The sequence below is a fragment of the Streptomyces cyaneochromogenes genome (assembly GCF_003963535.1).
Lineage (GTDB): Bacteria > Actinomycetota > Actinomycetes > Streptomycetales > Streptomycetaceae > Streptomyces > Streptomyces shaanxiensis.
This window is the reverse complement of record NZ_CP034539.1, coordinates 5,457,981-5,476,328: the sequence shown is the minus strand read 5'-3', so window position 1 is coordinate 5,476,328 and position 18,348 is coordinate 5,457,981. Positions and strand designations below refer to the sequence as shown.

The window sequence follows — 18,348 nt, the reverse complement described above, 5'->3', positions numbered from 1 at the left end:
ACACAGCGGCACGGCCGTGGCCATGCCGAGGAACAGCCGGCGCGACGGTCGGGGGGGGTGCGCTCCGAAGAGCCTGGGCTATCGCGCCTCTGCCGTCTCCGTCGAGGAGATGGAGACGCTGGCCGATGAGGTGACGCTGTTGCAGAGCGACATGTTCCGAGCGGGCTGGAACGCGCGTGCCGCCCAGATGCCGGGCATGCGGAAGATCCCGGCGCCTGCGCCCGGGCAGACGGTCAACGGAGTCGTTGTGCCGGAGTAGCGGACCTCTCGACCACTCTTGACCCGCCACGCACGACCGGGACATCGGTGATTCCATGTGCTCCTGCAACGGCACCTTGCCGACCGAAACTCGTGTCCGGAAGTCGGCTTTCCGTCAGCCCGCGAGAAGCGCTCCCCGCGCCTCCGAACCGACGGCGTGCCCATAGCGTGCCCATAAGACCGGTGAACCACGGTCAACAGCGGTGCGATCCTGCGCCCTCGGACGTCACGTCACAGCACATACGCCCAGGTCAGAAGCTGTTCGCCTCCGCAAGCGCCGTCGCTTCCCAAGCTGAGAGCGCGAGTTCGATTCTCGTCACCCGCACCAGAGAGAAAACCCAGGTCAGCGGCCTGGGGTTTACTTGTTGTCTAATTGGACTCCGTTAGGTCTTCCTGTCGGCCCTGTTCGGGAGCACGTTGGGTGTGTGGACGCACATGAAGTGAACCGTGTTCGGGCGAAGTTGGCATTGTTCGTGGCGGACGTGTTCGCCTCGGTGCCGCGCAAGGACCAGCGGGCCAAGGGCGACTGCTATCTGCGTGGGCTGATGCTGGACGGCCGCCGCAAGTCCATCCAGGCCATGGCCTGTCGGTTGCCGGACGGCAACGAGCAGAACCTGCAGCAGTTCGTGAACCAGTCCACGTGGGATCCGGTGCCGGTGCAACGGAGGATCAACGAACGCATGCTGCCGTTGATCGACCCGACGGCCTGGGTGATCGACGACGTGTCGGTGCCCAAGGACGGGCGGATGTCGGTCGCCGTGGCCCCGCAGTACTGCGGCGCCTTGGGTAAGCGGGCGAACTGCCAGGTCGCGGTCAGCGTCCACGCCGCGAGCGATACCGCCTCCTGCCCGCTGCAGTGGCGCCTGTTCCTGCCCAAGGAGTGGGCCTCGGACACCGTCCGCCGCAGCCTCACCCGCATCCCGGCCAACGTCACGCACCGGGAGAAGTGGCGTCTGGCCCTGGACATGCTCGACACACTCGCCGGCTGGGGCATGACGCCGCCGGTCGTCGTGGCCGACGCCGCCTACGGAACCAACGCCCGGCTGCGGGCCGCACTGGCCGACCGCGCCATCGCTTACATGCTGGCCATCCGCGCCGATGTCATCGCCCACCCATTCGACGCCGAGCCCTTCGCTCCGGCCCGCAACGGGCCCGTCGGCTGCTGGCCGCAGCCCCGCTACCGAGATCCCGCGCCCTCGGTGGCAGCCCTTGCCGCCGGCCTCGGTGCCACGGCATTCACCTCTGTCACCTGGCGCAACGGCTCGCGAGGTGAGTTACGCTCCCGCTTCGCCGCAGTGCGCGTGCGGCCCGCGGGCAAGGCTGTCGAGCGTCCGATCAAGGCCACCGCCTCCGCCGAACAAGGCTGGTGGGACGGGATCTTGCCCGACTGCTGGCTGCTGATCGAATGGCCCGCCGATGCCGAGGCACCCACCGACTACTGGCTGTCCAGCCTGCCGGACGACGCACCGATCACCGACCTGGTCCGTCTGGCCAAGGTCCGCTGGCGCATCGAGCACGACTACCGCGAGCTCAAGCACGGCCTGGGACTTGATCACTTCGAGGGCCGATCATGGCCGGGCTGGCACCACCACGTCACCCTCGTGACCGCCGCCCACGCCTTCCTGACCGAACAGCGCCTGGCCCCAAAAGTGCCCGCACCGGACTCACCCTCTACCAAGTCCTCGACACCCTCCAGAACATCCTGAGGTGCTGGACCGGAATCTGCACCACCTGCCAACAGCCCCTGCCCAGCAGGACACACACAACGCCAAGATCGAGACAGACCTAACGGAGTCCTACTAAGGGCTGTCCCGTAAACGATCACGTGGGGGCGGCCGACAGGGAGCGGATGCCACTTCATGTCAACTAGGGTTGACGCAACCCATCCTGTCAACCTATGTTGACGGGATGGGGAATCAAGTACTGCTTGCCTGCGGGACGGCTGCTGGGCCTCTCTTCACCATCGGGTACCTCGTAGAAGGCGCCGGCCGTGTGGGATACAGACCGCTCCGCCACCCAGTCAGTTCGCTCGCCCTCAGCCGTGCCGGGTGGGCTCAGACCCTCAACTTCCTCATCGCAGGCTTGCTATCGCTGATCTTCGCCGTGGGCCTGTGGCGTGAAGGGCCTTCCCACTGGGGTGCCCTGCTGATCGGCGCGTGGGCGGTCGGCCTGCTGGGCGCAGGCGCCTTCCGGACAGATCCAGTGAGCGGTTACCCTCCCGGCACCCCTGATCAGCTCGAGCGTCACACCCGCGCCGGGGCTCTGCATGACCTGTTCTCTCTTATTGGATTCCTCGCCCTCGCTGTGGCCTGCTTCGTATTCGCCCTGTCCAACTCGCCCGGGTGGACTATCTACTCGATTGCCAGCGGTGCGCTCTTCGCAGCGACGATGGCGCTGGCCAGTGCGGCGTTCGACCAGCATCAACGCTGGGTCGACCTCGGCGGACTGCTCCAGCGCATATCGCTCACCATCGGCTGGACCTGGCAGACACTGCTCGCTGTGCGCATCCTGTACACCTGACGCTTTGCCCATAACGCCTGGAACGCAGTGAAATGATCTTGCGGTGGCTGGTGTGATTTCGGCGTCGGAGCCGTCCTGGACAGACCCCTTCACCGGGCTGAGCCCGCGCTGCTTCGCCAAGTTGGTGACCGCTCTGCGGCGCGAGGGTGCGGACGCGGTCCGCAGGGGTCGGCCATGGAGACTTCCGTTGGAGGACCGCGTACTGCTAGTGGCGGCCATTGGCGTACGAACTTGACGATGCGGCAGCTCGCCCTGCTGTTCGGCGTCTCGAAGTCCACAGCTGATCGCGTCATCGACCACCTTGGCCCCATGCTCGCGCTCCAGCCGCGCAAGCGATTCCGCAAGGACACCGTGCTGATCGTGGACGGCACTCTGGTACCCACGCGCGACCACACCGTCGCCGAGCAGTCGAAGAATTACCGGTTCTCCACCAACCACCAGGTCGTGATCGACGCCGACAAGCGCCTGGTCGTCGTGGTCGGCCGACCGCTTCCCGGCAACCGCGCCGACTGCAAGGCATGGGAGGAATCCTTCGCCAAGGCCGCCGTTGGCAAGACCACCACGATCGCCGACGGCGGCTATCCCGGCACAGGACTCGTCATGCCGCATCGCCGACGCAAGGGGGAGAAACTGCCCGACTGGAAGCAGGAGCACAACAAGTCCCACAAGCAGGTCCGCGCTCGCGTCGAGCATGTCATCGCCCGGATGAAGGGCTGGAAGATCCTGCGCGACTGCCGACTCAGAGGGGACGGCGTCCACCACGCCATGCGTGGCATCGCCAGCCTGCACAACCTCGCCCTCGCCGGATAGGCGGGCGACGCCACGCAACGGGAGACCGCATCACCGAGAACCGGAGATCATTTACGGGACAGCCCTTAGTCCAATTCGAGGGCTCCGTGCCCTCTGTGTGCCCTAAGTTGCACGAATACGCCCACGCACGGGGCTCCGAGCAGGGCCGAGACCGCGGGAGCGGCGCCGCCTCCTCCATCCGCCCCGTCCCTGACTCCCACCGAACAACCGGCCACCAGCGTCGAATTCGAAGAGATGCGCGAACGGCTCATCCGGTACCAGGAGTACATGCGCACCGTGGAAGAAGCGCCGGAAGCCCTCCAGCTCTTCCTCGCCCCGTTCATGGAGCAGCTCACCCAGACAACCCTCGGCAACGCCGTCCAGCTCATGACCGAGGACGAACGGGCCGAGTTCGACCGACTGCTCGGCCTCATGATCCAAGCGGTTCGCCCCTTCGCCCCGTTTACCTTCTGACGAGGGCCCGCGTCACTCACTGACCAATGTGCGGAAGTGACTGGCTCCGAGGACAGATCACCCTCACCAGTTGCGGGCAGTGACGGGAAATGGACACCAGAACAAGGCACCGCAGCGCGAAGCCGGGCCTCTGAACGGGAGGCCCGGCTTCAAAGCGAGTGGTGCTCTCTGCCATAGCTTCAGTGAAGATCCGACTGGGCCTCGGTCAGTCGATGCCTTCTACGATGCGGAAGTCGCGCTCGACGCCGTCGGAGAGGGCGGCCAGCGCCTCCTGGTAGGCCGCACTGTCGCGCACCGCGACCGCCTGCTCGAAGCTGTCGAACTCGACCAGGACGGTGCGCTCGGCGATTCCGGCGTCGTACGCCACGACCCGACCGCCAAGGACGATGGTCCGGCCGCCCGCGGGATCGACGGCCAGGCGGGCCAGCTTGTTGTAAGCAGCCAGCTTCTCAGGGTCTGAAATGGTGCGGTAGACGCTGACCCAGTAGCCCTTGGGCATGGAACCTCCAGTGTTGGGATGAGTGCATCTGACTTACGGATTGGTCCCGGACGAGCGTCGGCGGCCGTCCTTGTCGGTCTGCTGACCACCGCGAGTCGCCTTCGTGTCAGCCGAGCCGGGGAAGGCGGACGGCGCGCGCGATTTGTGCGGCGCCGCCCAGGCGGATCAGGGTGCCGGACGCGCTGCGTTGTGCGTTGGCCGTGATCGTGGACGGATGGCCGAGGTGATCGCCCATGTCGACCGCGATGCCGGTGACGCCCTGATCCGCGAGATACGCGGCCAGACATGCGGTGCTGTTGGCGTTGGCGACATCCTCGGGGACGCCGATCGACGGGGCGAACATCCGGGCCGCCGCCCGACCGTCCGCATCGGGGATCGAGTAGGCGTAGCAGCCCAGCAGTCCGTAGCGGTCACAGGCATGGCGCAGTGCCGTGAAGTCCGGACGGAGTTCGGCCAGCACGGTGCGCGATCGCACGGGTAACAGGAGCCGTGGCCGGCCGGGTGAGGCCACGCAGGCGCCGTCGGGAAGGGCTTCGCTCGTCAGGCCGAGGGCGGTCGCGATCGCCGGGAGTTCGGGTTCCCCGGCGTCCCGCGGGCTGATCGTGCCCGGGTCGAAAGTGGCCGTCAGGTCGTCGTGTTCTCGCTTCACCCAGCCTTCGAATACGCGACTTGTGGTGTGCAGCGCGGCCCGGTAATCGGCGTCGCCGCTGTAGCGCAGAGCGAGCAGCGCCAGTGCGGCGACTGTGCCGTGACCGCAGGCGGGCAACTCGCCTTCGCCGGTGAAGAACCGGAGCCGATACGACGGTCGAGCCTGATCCTCGCCGTCCACCGCAGTGATGAAGACCGCGTGCGAGGTGCCTGTCACGGCAGGGATGCGCCGTCGCTCGGCATCGGTGAAGGGCGCGTCGTCGACAACGGCGGTCGGACTGCCACCCTGACCCTGCCGCCGGCACGCGTCGACGATCGTCACCTCGGGCATGGCGCCGCGTCCATCGTGATCAGCATCGTCAGGTCGAGCGCGGGTGCGCTGTGCGTCAGGGCGCCGATCGAGATGAGGTCGACGCCGGCATCGGCAATGGCGCGAACCCGGTCCAGGGTGACGTTGCCGGAAGCCTCCAGGAGGATCTCCGAACCGCCGGAACGGCCGGCCCTCATTCGCATCACTTCTTCGATGTCGGCCACCTCCATGTTGTCGAGCATGAGCCAGCCGGCTCCCGCTTCCATGGCTTCGCGGGCCTGCGCGACGGTCTGCACTTCGACGTCGATCGGCACGCTCGTCCCGGAATCGGCCATTCCCTTCCGGACCGCATTGATCGCCGCGGTCACCCCGCCCGCCGCGGCGATGTGGTTCTCCTTCAGCAGGACCATCGCCGCCAGGGTGAGCCGGTGGTTGCTGCCGCCGCCCGCGGTGACGGCGTACTTGTCCAGCGCCCGCAGCCCCGGGGCGGTCTTGCGGGTGTCCAGGATCCGCGCCGGGGTTCCGGCCACGGCTTGGACGAAGCCGTCGGTGACAGTGGCGATGCCGCACAGGCGCTGCAGGAAGTTCAGCACCGTGCGCTCGGCGGTGATCAGGCTGCGCGCCGATCCGGTCAGCCGTACCAGGACGTCCCCGGCCCGCAGCCGCACGCCGTCCGCGACCAAAGTCTCGACCTCGACCTCGGCGTCGGTCTGGGCGAAGACTTCGTGGACCACGGGCAGTCCGGCGGCGACACCGGGCTGGCGGGTACTGATCTCGGCGGTGGCGATCGGGCCTGCTGGGACGCTCCACAAGGTGGTGATGTCGTCGGCAGCCCTGTCCTCCGCCAGGGCCGCGGCCACGCTGTCCCGCGCAGCCGACGCGGGGAACTCGGCCATCTTCATAGGTGGTTCCTCAGCTCTCAGAGATTGATCACCGGACCGACGAGGCCGTGGACGGCCGCCTCAGGAAAACCCACGAGATCCGACTCATGCCAATAGCCGTGCGGAGGCAAGCCATAGGCTCGGGCCTATCACGAGAGGAAGGAGCGGCCGTGCACGACCACCGGGGCGTCGAACTTCGCCATCTCCGCTACTTCGTCACCGTCGCCGAGGAAGGCACGATGACCGAGGCGGCGCGCGTGCTGCGGATCGCACAGCCCAGCCTGAGCCAGCAGATCAGCGCCCTGGAACGCCGCGTCGGCGCCCCGCTGTTCCACCGCAGGCCCAAGGGGATGGAGCTGACCGAGGGCGGCCGGATCCTGTACGCGACCGCCATCCGCGCCCTCGCCGAGATCGAGGCGTCGCTGGCCCAGGCGCGCGACGCGCGCCGCCCGGTCCGGGTGGGGGTCTGCCGAACGGTTCCGGAGCACCTGCTGGCCCGCGTCGAGCAGATCTTCGCCGACGACGGCTCCCTGACCGTCGAGTTCGACGAGGCCGACTCCCAGCGGCAGCTCGACCTGTTGCGGACCGGCGCCCTGGCCTTCGGGGTGATGCGCGTCTTCCACCCCATCGACGGCCTGGCCGCGCTGACCCTGGACGACGAACCGCACGGCGTGGTGCTGCGCCCCGGCCACCCGCTGGCCGAGCACACCGCCCTGTCCTGGGCCGACCTGGCGGACCAGGAGCTCCTGTGGTTCCCGGCCGAGCGCAACCGCCGCTTCGCCGAGGACGTCCTGGCCCACCTCGCCGGCCACGGCTGGACGCCGCAGCTGCGGATCGTCGACGCGCACAGCCAGGCGCTGTACTGCCGCCACCTGCGCACCAGCGAGAACCTGGTGGGCCTGCGAAGCCGGAACAGCTTCACAGCGGACGCGGGGATGGCGTGGCGGCCGTTCGTGTCCGACCCGCCGCGCCGCCGGTTCGTCCTGGTCACTCTCGGCGACAGCCCTTGGGCGGGGTTGCTGGCTCGCTCAGGCGGCCGGTCATCCGATGACGGCGGCATCGGTGGACCCGGTCAGCGCGCGGCGAGCTTCCCGAGCGCCGCCTCGTCGGCGCTGCGGGGCTCGGCCTGGTAGACCGTCATCCGCTGGCCGTCGTCGCCGAATCACATGACGTCGATGACCAGCGTCAGGTCGCCGACCTCAGGGCGCCGGAAGTGCTTGTGTTCGCCGCGCCGCACCCGTACCTCGTGGCGGTCCCACATCGTGCCGAACCCGCACCTGCCAGCGCAGCAGGTCGTGGATGGTCTGGTCGGTGCCGTCGTTGCGTGCGCCGGCACGATAGTCAGCGCGCTCATCAAAGTCGACTTCCTCAATGCGCAGCGGCATCTCACAGATGCAGAGTCAAACGGTCGCGCCGAAGACCTATCCCGGAAGGAACCGAGCCCTTCGGAAGCCTCTCCTGCGAGACACCTCGACGGCTGAGACCGGCGATCTCCGAACGCGAATACGTGATCAAGCAGGGCGGTCGCGAGGCGCCGTACTTCCGGATTGGGGCGCGACTGTATTGCCGCGTCCATGTCTGCCCGGGTGGTCTTCCGCCGGGTGCGGCCGTCAGAGGGAGACTTCGCCGCCGTGGCAACCTCCCCGTGAATGCGGGGGACGAGGACCCGGAGGTCTCCGCCGCCTCGGTACTGGGTCAGCTCGACGGCGTACACATCCGTTCGCCGCATCTGCCGGTTCAGGAACTCGACGATCGCCCGCAGCTCCAGCGGAATGCGGTCGGCGACGAACAGCAACCGCATCTGCCCGGCCGTCAGCCGCTCTTCCACCATCACCCAGAACTCCTCGGCGGAACGCTCGCCGAGGAGGTCCCCGTACGCCTCCTCCAGTGACCGGCCGTCCTTGGCGCGGGTGTCCTCGAAGGAGCGTTGCAGAAGTGCGGCTGGCCAGTAACGGGCCGCGTTCGCCGCGTAGTCCAGCATCTGGCCGACGACCTCGCGCCGGATCCGGGTGTCGGTCGCCCGCTTGACCTCCCCCAAGGTCGGCACGCCGTCGGCGTCGACGAAGAGATGGTCGAGCCAGTACGCCGGGCCGCGTTCCGTGCTTGTCGAGACCCCCATCTCCCGGGCCACCAGCACCAGCCGCAGCGGCCGACCATCGGCCAGCGAGCCGAAGTCCAATACACGTGGGTGGCGCGCGAGCAGCTCCTGGAACTCCGCCTCGGTCTCGAACCCGGCAAGCTCCAGGGGCTGCAGTTCCTCGCCCAGCACGAACACCGGTTGATCAGTCATGTACCCCACCCACTGGTCTGGCTCCCGCGGCCGCTGATCGTTTGCACACCGAGTGATACGGGAAGCCACTGACAATCGCACACTGCCCCCTGCGCTGCGCCGGCTATCCAGGCACCTCGGAGGCCAGCAGGGCTTCACATCTCCGTGCCTGGAAGCTCAGTCCACAGGACGGACCTCCAGTGCTTGACGGTCGGACCCGGCAGACACTCGAAAGTCAGCGAATTGCATTCGCCCCATCGCTGGACGGACAGAAATCTTCGGACAGCCGCAAGAACGCCAGCCCTCGGGCGTCGTCCGGGCAGCGGTTCACGCTCGATAAGGTCATTAAGTGGCGGACCGCCAAAGGACTTTCCGTCCTGTCCGACGGAGGTCTCCATATGGAGATGGCGTTGGAGAACGAACGAGGTCGGGATGGTTGTGGCCCCTTGCTTCGACCCAGTTGCGTCCCAGCGAGTCCCATTTGCCATGCCCTGGGGCATTTCCCGACCAGCACCACGCTCCACGCCAGCCGAGAATGGGGCAAATCCGAAAGGTCCGCCGTAGAGCCGAAACAAGGTTCTGCCGGCAGTCGACACTGAAAGCCCTTTTGTTACCGGCCGGTTGGACCTGTTCGACCCCTGGAAGGCGCCATACCATGATTGCCGTGGTGCGAAAACAACAAAGGCCACCGCCGCCCGACGAGTTGTTCGAACTCGCCGCGGAGTACAAAGAGATTCTCGCCTTGTTCGACGGTGCCGCCGCGATACGCCGGGTTGTGGAGACCGTGCCCGTCCAGTGCGGCGTCGACGCGGCCTGGGTCGGTGAACCCCACGGCACGGACAGTCTTGTCCTGAGGCATACGCTGAACATCCGCTCGCCCGAGGTCAATGGACTTGTCATTCCGGCGGGCCGTGGACTGGGCGGGCAGGTTCTCGTCGAACGCCGCCCGCTGTGGGTGAGGGATTACACGCGGGCGGCGACCATCACCCACCACTTCAACCCCGTGGTGCAGGCCGAGGACGTAGGCGCCATGATCGCCGTACCCATGGTGCACGGGGACCGGCTGCTGGGCGTGTTGTACGGCGCCAACCGGTTCGCGGCGTCGTACGACGACCGGGCGACACAGCTCTTCGAGCAGGCCGGCGCACGAGCGGCGGCCGCGGCGGTCGTCGCCGAGCGAACCCGGCATGCTGCCGAGGTGGCGGTGCACGAGGAACGACGGCGGGTGGCCCTCGATCTCCACGACACCGTCGGGGCCATGCTCTTCACCATCGGCGCCGGCATCCGCGGTCTCCTCGCCGAACTGCCCCCGGGAGACACGCTCCACGGTCGACTGAGCGACCTCGAACAACAGGCGGCCGAAGCCGCAGCCGCACTGCGCGGGTCGCTGCACGCGCTGAATGCTCCGCCGGACCGGGTCGCGCTGGGGGTGGCCCTGCGCGGCGACTGCCGGGCCTTCCAGGAACGTACCGGCATCGTCGCCCGGCTCATCACCGTCACCGAGCTGCCGCCACTGCCGTCAGCGCATGTCAGAGCGCTCACCGACACGGCGAAGGAAGCACTGTTGAACGTGGAGAAACACGCCCGGGCTCGATCCGTCGTGGTCAGTGTGTTCGCCGCCTCCAAGGGGGTCACCGTGCAGATTGCCGACGACGGTGTGGGCCTCCCTCCTGCCGGACGGACACGTGAGGGGCTGGGCGTGGCCGCCATGTCCGAGCGTCTGGCACGGGTGGGCGGACGGCTGAGCATGGGCCGCAATGAGGACGGCGGAGCCACCGTCCAGGCGTGGGTTCCCGTATGAGCACGGAAGGGATGGGCCTGATTCATTCACGGCCTGGGGCCCGCTTCAGTCAGCCAGCGCTCGAACCCACTCGGGAATGACGCGTCCAGTTCCCTGAGTACGACAGGAACACCCACCACCTGGCGAGTGGCGGCCGGCGTCACCGCAAGTCGACTGTTCCGGCCCGGGATGAGCAGTCCGCCGTCCGACAGGACGAACTGGAAGTCCGCGGCCCAGTCATCGGCGGCCTCGGGGCACGGACGCATTTCGAGCTCGAAGACTTTTGCCGAGTCCAGGCACAGGCCCGGGTCGGCATGGCTGCGCAGCAGCCCGTCCGGGCCCAAGTCCCACAACTGGGTGGCCACGGGCGCGCACGTGGAGGTCACCGCGGTGGCGCCTGCGACCGCGTCACGGTTCCCGATGTCGAGGCACAGACCGGTCGCCACGTTGTGGAAGCGGGCGTTCAGGACCGGGGTCGGCGGGTTGCCGACGGGGGTGGCTTGGGGGGACGTGGTCTGCGTGGGGGTGGGTTCCGCTGTCCCGGCATCGGCCCCGGGGCCGGTCAGGGAGCCACTGAGGAGGATTCCGGTGACTGCTCCTATGAGGACCCCCGAGGTGATGACGATCCCGCCGAAGAGGAGGCCCGCTCGGCGACGAGCTGCCCGTCGAGCCCTGCGCATCGTCGCGCGGGCCACTGGCGTGTACAAGGGCCGGGCTTGTGGCGGCGCATGGGATGCGGGCACCGCCGTGGACGCATACGAGCGTCGGGCTCGGCAGAGGGTGAGGTAGTCCTCCGCGCCGAAGCCCAGCACCGCTTCGGCGAGCAGCAAGGGCAGGCGCTCCGGTGTCTGGTCGAGCTGGTTCGTGGCGGCTCGGCAGTACGCGCATTCCGTCAGATGGTGGTGCAGGTCCGGCACGGCCTCCGTGACCTGACTGCGGTCGGTGGCGACGTCGATGAGGCGGTTGTAGCGGCGGCAGTCCTCCTCGGGCGCGAAGTCGAGGTGGGCCTGACGGCACACGGCACGTAACCGGGCGCGGGCACCGCGAAGTTTGGCGCGGGCCGTGGCCAGGTCCAGTCCGGCATGGGAGGCGGCCTCCGCAAGGTCCTCTGCCTCGACTTCGGTGTGCCACAGCAACGACCGCAGTTGTTCGGGAAGCTGCTGGAAGCCATGGAGGAGCAGATGCCGGTCGCGCCGCAGGACCATCGCGGACGGCTCCTGCCCGTCCGCCTCGGTGCGCAGGCCCTCCCGCAGGTCGAAGCGCCGTTCGTCGGCATCCCACTCCTCAGCGGTCTCGATGACGGCGCCGAGCAGATGGCAGCGCCACGGGAAGGTCGGCCCGGCCGCGCTGTCGAGCTGCCGCCGGAAGGCCGCCTGCGCGAGGGCCTTGGCGGCCTGGGGGGAATTCGTGCACAGCGTCGCGTACTCCAGGACGGGCGCCCAGTGCCGGTCGAGCAGCTCCGTCACGAGGGGCGAGACCCTCGCCGGCCGCGGGCCGGGGCGGAGCGGGCGGGAAGGCCGCTCCTCTGCGTCGACGTCGGCCCGGCCCTCATCGCCGGTCATCCGCCGACCGTGCTCGGTGCCATAGCGGCCGACCTGCATAGTGCGTTTCAGAAGCATCCGAGCCCCCGTCGCCACGTCACCCTCTGTTACACAGAGCGATCTTGCGCCCGTCGGGAACCGTGCGGAAGCTCCAGTCGGAGGTCTCCATCTGCAGACGGGCACCGCCCCGTGGCACGTGGCCCGTAGGGAGAGGGCCCGCGCGGTTCCCCCCTCCGCACGGGGCCCCTGACCGGGTAGACGGCCTTTCGCAGCCGTCCCCCCGGTCCGCCGTACCGCCCTGGTTCAGGCGGGCCGCGTCGTGAAGATCGCGGCCGCTCCGGCGGGCAGAGGACTTTCCGCTGCCCGACGCGCCGAGCAGTGCCGCGAACCGGTGCTCCCGCACAAGCGCCAGAAGGTCCTCGATCAGCCTCTCTCGCCCGAAGAACAACCTCCGGTCGCCGGCCTCGAACCGCGCCAGTCCCAGGTACGGCTCGTCGCCGTCCCCACGGTCGGCCGCGGCCACCTCGGCGACCCTCCAGCAACGGCAGCCGCTTGCCGGAGGCAGCCTGCGAAAGGGCGGTCACCGAGAGGTGCGTCCGCCGGGCCATGAGCCGGTACGTGGGACTGCCGACCGCCCGGCGCAGGGCTCGCAGCTCGTCGGCGAAGCGGGCTGTCGGGCCGGCACCGGGATCCAGCGGCGTCTCAGGGCGCCCCATGGAGGTCAGGCCGACGGTCGATCGGCAAGCTCGCGCTTGAGGATCTTGCCTGTCGCGGTCATGGGCAGTCCGTCCCGGAACTCGACGATGCGCGGGTACTTGTGGCCCGCCATGTTCTGCCGGCACCAGGCCACGATGTCGGCCTCTGTGGCCGTGACTCCGGGCTTGCGGATCACGAAGGCCTTGACCTCCTCACCGTGGCTGGCGTGGGGCACGCCGACCACTGCCGCGAGGCTGACGGCCGGGTGGGTGAGCAGAACTTCCTCGAGTTCGCGGGGGTAGACGTTGAAGCCGCCGCGGATGATGAGGTCCTTGGTGCGGTCCACGATGTAGAGGTAGCCGTCGGCATCCCGCCTGCCGACATCGCCCGTACGGAACCAGCCCTGCTCGTCGACGGCCTCCGCCGTCGCTTCCGGCCGGTCGAGGTATCCCTTCATCACGTTGTGGCCGCGGATCCGGATCTCACCGGGCTCGTCGATGTCTGCTTCCGTGCCGTCGGGGCGGACGACGCTCACCTCGACGCCCCACGCCGGAAACCCGATCGAGCCGGGTTTGCGGGGCCGGTCGATGCGGTTGAACGTGGCGATGGGGCTGGTCTCGGAGAGTCCGTAGCCTTCGAGGATGGGCACGCAGAAGCGCTCCTCGAAGCCCTTCAGCACCTCGACGGGCAGGGCTGATCCGCCCGAGACGCCGAGACGCAGGTTCTCCGCGATCGCGGCCAGGTCGCATCCGGTGACGTCCTCGCAGTTCAGCAGGGCCCAGTACATCGTCGGCACACCGGCGAAGAAGGTGATGCGCTCGCGCACCATGACCTCGATCGCCGCGCGGGCGTCGAAGCGCGGCATCAGCACGATGGTGGTGCCGGTCGCGAATCCCGCGTTGAGCTGCGCGGTCTGCCCGAAGGAGTGGAACAGCGGCAGCGCCAGCAGTTGGACGTCGTCGGGCACCATCGCGAACAGGCGGCTCGCCATCAGCGCGTTGTGGACCATGTTGCTGTGTGTCAGCTCGGCACCCTTGGGGGCGCCGGTCGTGCCGCTGGTGTAAAGGATGACCGCGGTGTCCGTCTCCGCCGTCTGCACGGTGTCGAACGCGGCGGGCATCCCGTCGGTGAACTCCGCGAGCGTCGTCGTCCCCGGGTTCTCCGGCCGGGCCGCACCGGAGGGCGTGCCGGGGAGCAGCACGAACTGCTCACAGCCCGGCGTCGACTCGAACGCCCGCACCCCCGCCTCGGCGATCGGCAGTTGCTCAGTGCCCTCGAAGCAGAAGTAGGCGGTCGCTCCGGAGTCCTGGAGGTGGTACGCGATCTCCCGCTCGGTGAGCAGGACGTTCAGAGGTACGACGGTCGCGCCGGCCTTGAGGATGCCGTAGTGGACGATGGGGAAGTACGGCAGATTGGGGCAGCTCAGGGCCACCCGGTCGCCGGGGCCGATGCGGTGGGCCGACAGTGCCGCCGCGACCCGGTTCGCCTCGGTGTCGATCTGCGCGTACGTCAGCCGTGTGCCCCCCAGCACCACGGCGTCGCGGTCGGGCGCCTCGCGTGCGGTGTTTTCCAGCAGGACGGCGAGGTTGAGCATGGGTGTCTCCTCGGATGAAGCGGTACGGCTGTGTGGCTAGCGGGCCGTGAAGAAGGAGCCCGGGTCGCCCGGGGTGGTCCTCGCGACGCCGGGCCCCGTACGCGAGATTCCGGTCGAGTTCTCCACGGCGACGCGGTGCTGGAGGTCGGCGAACTTCCGGACATCAGGCTGTCTGTGGTCGAGGAAGGAGCCGAGCCAGCCGAGCAGGAACCCGAGGGGGATGGAGGCGATTCCGCAGTACCGGAGCGGGAAGAGGGCGAAGTCCGAGTTCGGCAGCAGCGAGGTGGGGCTCCCTGACAGGCCGGGCGAGAGGGCCCACAGTGTCAGGCTGGAGACGAGCCCTCCGTAGAGGGTCCAGCACGCTCCCCTGCTCGTGAATCCGCTCCAGTACAGGGTGTACAGCAGCGCGGGCAACACGGTCGACGCGGCGACGGCGAACGCCAGCGCGACCAGGGTGGTGACGTTGATGTCCTGGGCGTACATGGACAGCGCCGTGGCGATCACCCCGATCAGGACGGCCGCGATGCGGGCGAAGCCGACCTCCCGGCTCTCCGGTGCCCGACCCTGCCTGAAGGCAGCCTGGTACAGGTCGTGCGCCACGGCGGCGCACGCGGCGAGTGTCGTCCCCGACACCACCGCGAGGATCGTCATGAAGGCCACGCAGGAGATCACGGTCAGCAACACCGTGCCGCCCAGCTGGTCCGCCAGCAGGAACGTGGCGGTGTTGCCGCTCGGGCTCTCACGCGTGATGCGGGCCGGTCCGACCAGGGCTCCCGCCCCCAGGCCGATGACCGCGGCCAGCAGGCAGAACGCGAGGGTGAGGAGAGCCGCCCAGCGGACCGTTCCGCGCGCCGCGCGCGCCGTGGGCACCGCACTGATGCGCATCAGCAGATGGGGCAGTCCGGCCGCGCCGAGCACGATGGCCAGCTGCAGACTCAACCCGTCCACCCTGCTGACCGCATCGCTCCCGACGGCAGCCCCGGGATTCAGGAACCGGTCACCGGCACCACTGTTGACCGCCGCCCGGTGCAGGACCTCGCCCGGGTTCCAGCCGGCCTCGGACAGCACCCCGAACGCCAGGAGCAGGCCACCGCCCACCAGCAGACCCGCCTTCAGCAGCTGTACGACGGTGGTGGCCCGCATGCCGCCGATGGCCACGTAAAGGATCATCACGAAGCCGAGCGCAGCGACCATGCTCCGCTCGGCCGCCACCCCGGTCAGACCCAGCACCGGTGCGGCCAGGGCGCCGGCGCCGACGAGTTGGGGGATGAGGTAGAGCAGGCAGATGACGAGCGTGGCCAGGCCGGCGGCCGCGTGCACCGGACGCGGGTTCAGCCGCCGTGCCAGGCAGTCCCCGACCGTGAAGCGGCCCGTGCTGTGGTACGGCTCGGCGATCAGGAACTGGATGACGATCCAGCTGACGACAGGCCCCAAGAGGAAGATCATCATGCCGTCGTAGCCGGTCAACGCCACCAGACCCGGCGTACCGAGAAGGGTGGCGGCCGACATGTAACTGCCGAAGAGGGCCAGCCCGGCCCGGGCCGGGGACAGCCGCCGGTCGCCGAGGTAGAAGCCGCCGTCGGCGCCGTCGGTGCCGTCTCCCGAGATGACCAGCACGGCCAGGAACAGCGCGCAGCAGACGAAGGGCGCGAAGACGGTGAAGACGTGGAAGGAAGGGGCGGCCATCAGTTCGAGGGCGAGGCTCATCGGGCACCCCCCGCATGGCGCTTCAGCTCCTCGGTGACGGGGTCGACGTAGGCGGCGGAGTAACGGGCGTACCAGCGAACGGCGGCCGCGGTGGCGGCACACAGCGCCAGGCCACCGGCGAGGCCGACGGACAGCCGGCCGACCAGGACCATGCCCATGAACTCCGGTGCCAGGGCGGCGAGTACGGCGTTGAGCAGGAAGAGTCCGAGGACAGCGGCCGTGACAGGCCGAACCGGCCCAAGCCGTCTGGCGCGCAACGCGAGCAGGTCGGCCACGGGGTCGTCGACCCGCTCGTCCCGGCGATTCCAAGGCTCCGCGCGTCGTTCGTGCCAGGGATCGCGGTGGTCGGGACAAGGGGTGGCGCCATGTGTCATGAGGGCTGCGTTTCCGTCTGGGGCGGCTGGCCTGGGGTACCGACGCATCCTGGGCGGGCCCGAGGACGCCCGACAGCCCCATGCGGAGGTCTCCAAATGGAGATGGCGTCCGGAAACGGAACCAGTGACCATGGGAAAGTAAGGGCCGAGCAGGGAGGTGCCCGAGCATGACTGGTCTGGTGGGCGGACAGCATCGACAGCCGCTATCTGACGAGCTGTTCGAGCTCACCGAGGGTTACAGGGAGATCCTCGCCCTGCTCGACGGCCCCGCCGCGATGCGCCGGATCGTGGCGACGGTGCCCACCGTGTGCGGCGCGGACACAGCCTGGGTCGGCGAACCGGAAGGCCCGGACGAGATCGTTCTGAGGCACCCGTTGAACGTGCGGACCGACAGGGTGGACGGCCTCGTGGTCCCGGTCGGCTGTGGCCTGGGCGGCCAGGTCCTCGCCGAGCGCACACCGAAGTGGGTGCGCGACTACCAGCACGCCCAGAGCATCACCCACCACTTCAAGTCCGTGGTGGAGGCCGAGGGAATGACCTCGATGATCGCCGTTCCGATGGTCCACGAGGACCGGCTGCTCGGCGTGCTGTACGGCTCCAACCGCTACGCGGCGTCGTACGACGACCGTGCGACACAGCTCTTCGAACAGGCCGCTGCCCGCGCGGCGGCCGCGGTGGTCGTCGCGGAGCGGGCCCGGCACGCCGCCGAGATCGCGGTACACGAGGAGCGTCGACGGGTCGCCCTCGATCTCCACGACACCGTCGGGGCCATGCTCTTCACGATCGGCGCGGGCATCCGCAGGCTGGCCGAGGAACTACCCCCGGGGGACGCGCTCCAGGGACGGCTCAGCGACCTGGAGCAGCAGACGGTGGAGGCGGCAGCCGCGTTGCGCACGTCGCTGCACGCGCTGAACGCTCCGCCGGACCGGATCGCCGGCTGTGTGGCGCTGCGCGGCGACTGCCGGGCCTTCCAGGAGCGCACCGGCATCATTGCCCGGCTCATCACGGTCACCGATGTGCCGCCGCTGCCGCCGGCCCACGTCAGGGCGCTCGTCGCCGCGGCGAGGGAGGCCCTGCTGAACGTGGAGAAGCACGCCCAGGCACAGTCCGTCGTGGTCAGCGTGTTCGCCGGCAGGGGCGGGGTCACGGTGCGGATCGCCGACGACGGCGTGGGGCTTCCGACCGGGAACACTTCGGAAGGACTGGGTATGCAGGCCATGTCCGAACGACTGGCACGCGTGGGCGGACGCCTGAGCGTGGGCCGCAACGAGGACGGCGGCGTCACGGTACAGGCGTGGGTCCCCGCATGAACCGGGAGGAGTCGGGTCAGCAGCCCCTGCCCCGGGAGACGACAGACGACCAGGAGAAAGTGAGCGTCCTGGTCGTCGACGACCATCCCATCGTCCTGGACGGCGTCACGGTGGCCCTCAGCAACACCCCGTGGATCGCCGTCGCGGGATTCGCCCGCTCCGGGCGAGAAGCCGTCACCGCGGTCGAGCTCCTGCGCCCGGACGTCGTCCTCCTCGACCTGCGCCTGCCCGACATGCTCGCCCCCGAAGTGGTCCGTGAACTACGCGCCCACCGCCCCGGCGTCAAAGTCGTGATCTTCACCGCGTATCCCGAGCACGCCGCGCTGAACGCGGCCCTCGACGCTGGAGCGCACGCGGTCATCCTCAAGGACACCGAGCGATCCGATCTGGTGGACACCATCCGGCGAGTGAACGCCGGCGAGCGCGTCATCTCCACCAGCCTCGAACAGGACGTGAATGTCCTGCTGGCCAAACGGCTCAGGGAGCGCGGACTGACCCGCCGCGAGTACGACATCCTGCGCCGCATGGCGATGGGCGAGACGAACCCGGAGATCGCCGAGGCCCTCGGCCTCACCCGGAACACAGTCAAGACGTACGTGCAACGAACACTGGAGAAACTGGGCGCCCGCAACCGCATCGAGGCACTCACCCGCGCCAACGAATGCGGGATCCTCTAGAGCCCCGGCTCTTCGTAGGGA

Annotated in this window: 17 protein-coding genes and 1 pseudogene; 9 read left to right on the top strand and 9 right to left on the bottom strand. The window is 68.9% G+C overall.

The features are described from left to right. Positions 1–22 precede the first annotated feature (22 nt). From EJ357_RS24855 to EJ357_RS24835, 5 genes and pseudogenes are all read left to right on the top strand, one after another. On the top strand, positions 23–259 hold the full coding sequence (locus EJ357_RS24855; protein ID WP_228472585.1) for a hypothetical protein: 237 nt from the start codon (positions 23–25) through the stop codon (positions 257–259). 424 nt (positions 260–683) lie between these two features. Continuing rightward, the gene (locus EJ357_RS24850; RefSeq protein WP_126387625.1) at positions 684–1,964 is read left to right on the top strand and encodes an IS701 family transposase; all 1,281 of its coding nucleotides are present in this window, start codon (positions 684–686) and stop codon (positions 1,962–1,964) included. Between the two features lie 202 nt (positions 1,965–2,166). Beyond that, positions 2,167–2,778, top strand: coding sequence for a DUF998 domain-containing protein (locus EJ357_RS24845; protein WP_126393762.1), 612 nt, complete (start codon positions 2,167–2,169; stop codon positions 2,776–2,778). A gap of 43 nt (positions 2,779–2,821) precedes the next feature. Continuing rightward, positions 2,822–3,588: pseudogene (locus EJ357_RS24840) on the top strand (transposase). Positions 3,589–3,822: 234 nt separating this feature from the next. After that, the gene (locus tag EJ357_RS24835; RefSeq protein WP_175647519.1) at positions 3,823–4,041 is read left to right on the top strand and encodes a hypothetical protein; all 219 of its coding nucleotides are present in this window, start codon (positions 3,823–3,825) and stop codon (positions 4,039–4,041) included. Positions 4,042–4,246: 205 nt separating this feature from the next. Here EJ357_RS24835 and EJ357_RS24830 read toward each other — a convergent pair whose 3' ends face one another. The 3 genes from EJ357_RS24830 to nadC all read right to left on the bottom strand — a co-directional run bounded on the left by EJ357_RS24830 (position 4,247) and on the right by nadC (position 6,400). After that, positions 4,247–4,540, bottom strand: a complete 294-nt coding sequence (locus EJ357_RS24830; protein WP_126393760.1) for a DUF1330 domain-containing protein — start codon at positions 4,538–4,540, stop codon at positions 4,247–4,249. 106 nt (positions 4,541–4,646) lie between these two features. Further along, a complete protein-coding gene (locus EJ357_RS24825; RefSeq protein WP_126393758.1) occupies positions 4,647–5,519 on the bottom strand; it encodes a PhzF family phenazine biosynthesis protein in 873 nt (290 codons plus the stop codon). Further along, positions 5,507–6,400 (bottom strand): carboxylating nicotinate-nucleotide diphosphorylase, encoded by an 894-nt coding sequence (gene nadC / locus EJ357_RS24820; protein ID WP_228472584.1) that lies wholly within the window; start codon positions 6,398–6,400, stop codon positions 5,507–5,509. Before nadC ends, EJ357_RS24825 begins: the two co-directional genes overlap by 13 nt. A gap of 149 nt (positions 6,401–6,549) precedes the next feature. Between nadC and EJ357_RS24815 the strand changes: the two genes are divergently transcribed. Next, positions 6,550–7,512 (top strand): LysR family transcriptional regulator, encoded by a 963-nt coding sequence (locus tag EJ357_RS24815; protein WP_175647518.1) that lies wholly within the window; start codon positions 6,550–6,552, stop codon positions 7,510–7,512. 29 nt (positions 7,513–7,541) lie between these two features. Here the strand turns inward: EJ357_RS24815 and EJ357_RS24810 are convergent, their stop codons facing one another. Beyond that, the gene (locus tag EJ357_RS24810; protein ID WP_228472583.1) at positions 7,542–8,669 is read right to left on the bottom strand and encodes an MmyB family transcriptional regulator; all 1,128 of its coding nucleotides are present in this window, start codon (positions 8,667–8,669) and stop codon (positions 7,542–7,544) included. A gap of 643 nt (positions 8,670–9,312) precedes the next feature. On the opposite strand from EJ357_RS24810, the gene EJ357_RS24805 reads away from it, so the two are divergent. Then, positions 9,313–10,449, top strand: a complete 1,137-nt coding sequence (locus tag EJ357_RS24805) for a GAF domain-containing sensor histidine kinase (protein ID WP_175647517.1) — start codon at positions 9,313–9,315, stop codon at positions 10,447–10,449. 26 nt (positions 10,450–10,475) lie between these two features. Here the strand turns inward: EJ357_RS24805 and EJ357_RS24800 are convergent, their stop codons facing one another. The 5 genes from EJ357_RS24800 to EJ357_RS24785 form a co-directional block, all read right to left on the bottom strand. Continuing rightward, the gene (locus EJ357_RS24800) at positions 10,476–11,990 is read right to left on the bottom strand and encodes a ricin-type beta-trefoil lectin domain protein (RefSeq protein ID WP_175647516.1); all 1,515 of its coding nucleotides are present in this window, start codon (positions 11,988–11,990) and stop codon (positions 10,476–10,478) included. A gap of 76 nt (positions 11,991–12,066) precedes the next feature. Beyond that, positions 12,067–12,492, bottom strand: coding sequence for an nSTAND1 domain-containing NTPase (locus EJ357_RS50550; RefSeq protein WP_323377639.1), 426 nt, complete (start codon positions 12,490–12,492; stop codon positions 12,067–12,069). 198 nt (positions 12,493–12,690) lie between these two features. Next, positions 12,691–14,259 carry a long-chain-fatty-acid--CoA ligase gene (locus EJ357_RS24795; protein WP_126393751.1) on the bottom strand — a complete coding sequence of 523 codons (1,569 nt, stop codon included), beginning with the start codon at positions 14,257–14,259 and terminating at the stop codon, positions 12,691–12,693. 36 nt (positions 14,260–14,295) lie between these two features. Next, positions 14,296–15,966 (bottom strand): solute symporter family protein, encoded by a 1,671-nt coding sequence (locus EJ357_RS24790; protein WP_126393749.1) that lies wholly within the window; start codon positions 15,964–15,966, stop codon positions 14,296–14,298. Then, entirely contained in the window at positions 15,963–16,340 is a 378-nt protein-coding gene (locus tag EJ357_RS24785) for a DUF485 domain-containing protein (protein WP_175647515.1), read from the bottom strand. The genes EJ357_RS24790 and EJ357_RS24785 overlap by 4 nt, the downstream gene beginning before the upstream one ends. A 167-nt stretch (positions 16,341–16,507) precedes the next feature. On the opposite strand from EJ357_RS24785, the gene EJ357_RS24780 reads away from it, so the two are divergent. Together EJ357_RS24780 and EJ357_RS24775 are read left to right on the top strand one after the other, a co-directional pair. After that, positions 16,508–17,650, top strand: coding sequence for a GAF domain-containing sensor histidine kinase (locus EJ357_RS24780; protein WP_126393745.1), 1,143 nt, complete (start codon positions 16,508–16,510; stop codon positions 17,648–17,650). After that, positions 17,635–18,327, top strand: coding sequence for a response regulator (locus EJ357_RS24775; protein WP_228472582.1), 693 nt, complete (start codon positions 17,635–17,637; stop codon positions 18,325–18,327). The genes EJ357_RS24780 and EJ357_RS24775 overlap by 16 nt, the downstream gene beginning before the upstream one ends. The last annotated feature ends 21 nt before the right edge of the window (positions 18,328–18,348 follow it).

Coding starts and splice junctions, on each gene's coding strand:
- nadC (WP_228472584.1), bottom strand. CDS start 6,400: ATGAAGATGGCCGAGTTCCCCGCGTCGGCTGCGCGGGACAGCGTGGCC.
- EJ357_RS24810 (WP_228472583.1), bottom strand. CDS start 8,669: ATGACTGATCAACCGGTGTTCGTGCTGGGCGAGGAACTGCAGCCCCTG.
- EJ357_RS24785 (WP_175647515.1), bottom strand. CDS start 16,340: ATGACACATGGCGCCACCCCTTGTCCCGACCACCGCGATCCCTGGCAC.
- EJ357_RS24845 (WP_126393762.1), top strand. CDS start 2,167: ATGGGGAATCAAGTACTGCTTGCCTGCGGGACGGCTGCTGGGCCTCTC.
- EJ357_RS24830 (WP_126393760.1), bottom strand. CDS start 4,540: ATGCCCAAGGGCTACTGGGTCAGCGTCTACCGCACCATTTCAGACCCT.
- EJ357_RS24835 (WP_175647519.1), top strand. CDS start 3,823: ATGCGCGAACGGCTCATCCGGTACCAGGAGTACATGCGCACCGTGGAA.
- EJ357_RS24780 (WP_126393745.1), top strand. CDS start 16,508: ATGACTGGTCTGGTGGGCGGACAGCATCGACAGCCGCTATCTGACGAG.
- EJ357_RS24790 (WP_126393749.1), bottom strand. CDS start 15,966: ATGAGCCTCGCCCTCGAACTGATGGCCGCCCCTTCCTTCCACGTCTTC.
- EJ357_RS24855 (WP_228472585.1), top strand. CDS start 23: ATGCCGAGGAACAGCCGGCGCGACGGTCGGGGGGGGTGCGCTCCGAAG.
- EJ357_RS24795 (WP_126393751.1), bottom strand. CDS start 14,259: ATGCTCAACCTCGCCGTCCTGCTGGAAAACACCGCACGCGAGGCGCCC.
- EJ357_RS24825 (WP_126393758.1), bottom strand. CDS start 5,519: ATGCCCGAGGTGACGATCGTCGACGCGTGCCGGCGGCAGGGTCAGGGT.
- EJ357_RS24800 (WP_175647516.1), bottom strand. CDS start 11,990: ATGACCGGCGATGAGGGCCGGGCCGACGTCGACGCAGAGGAGCGGCCT.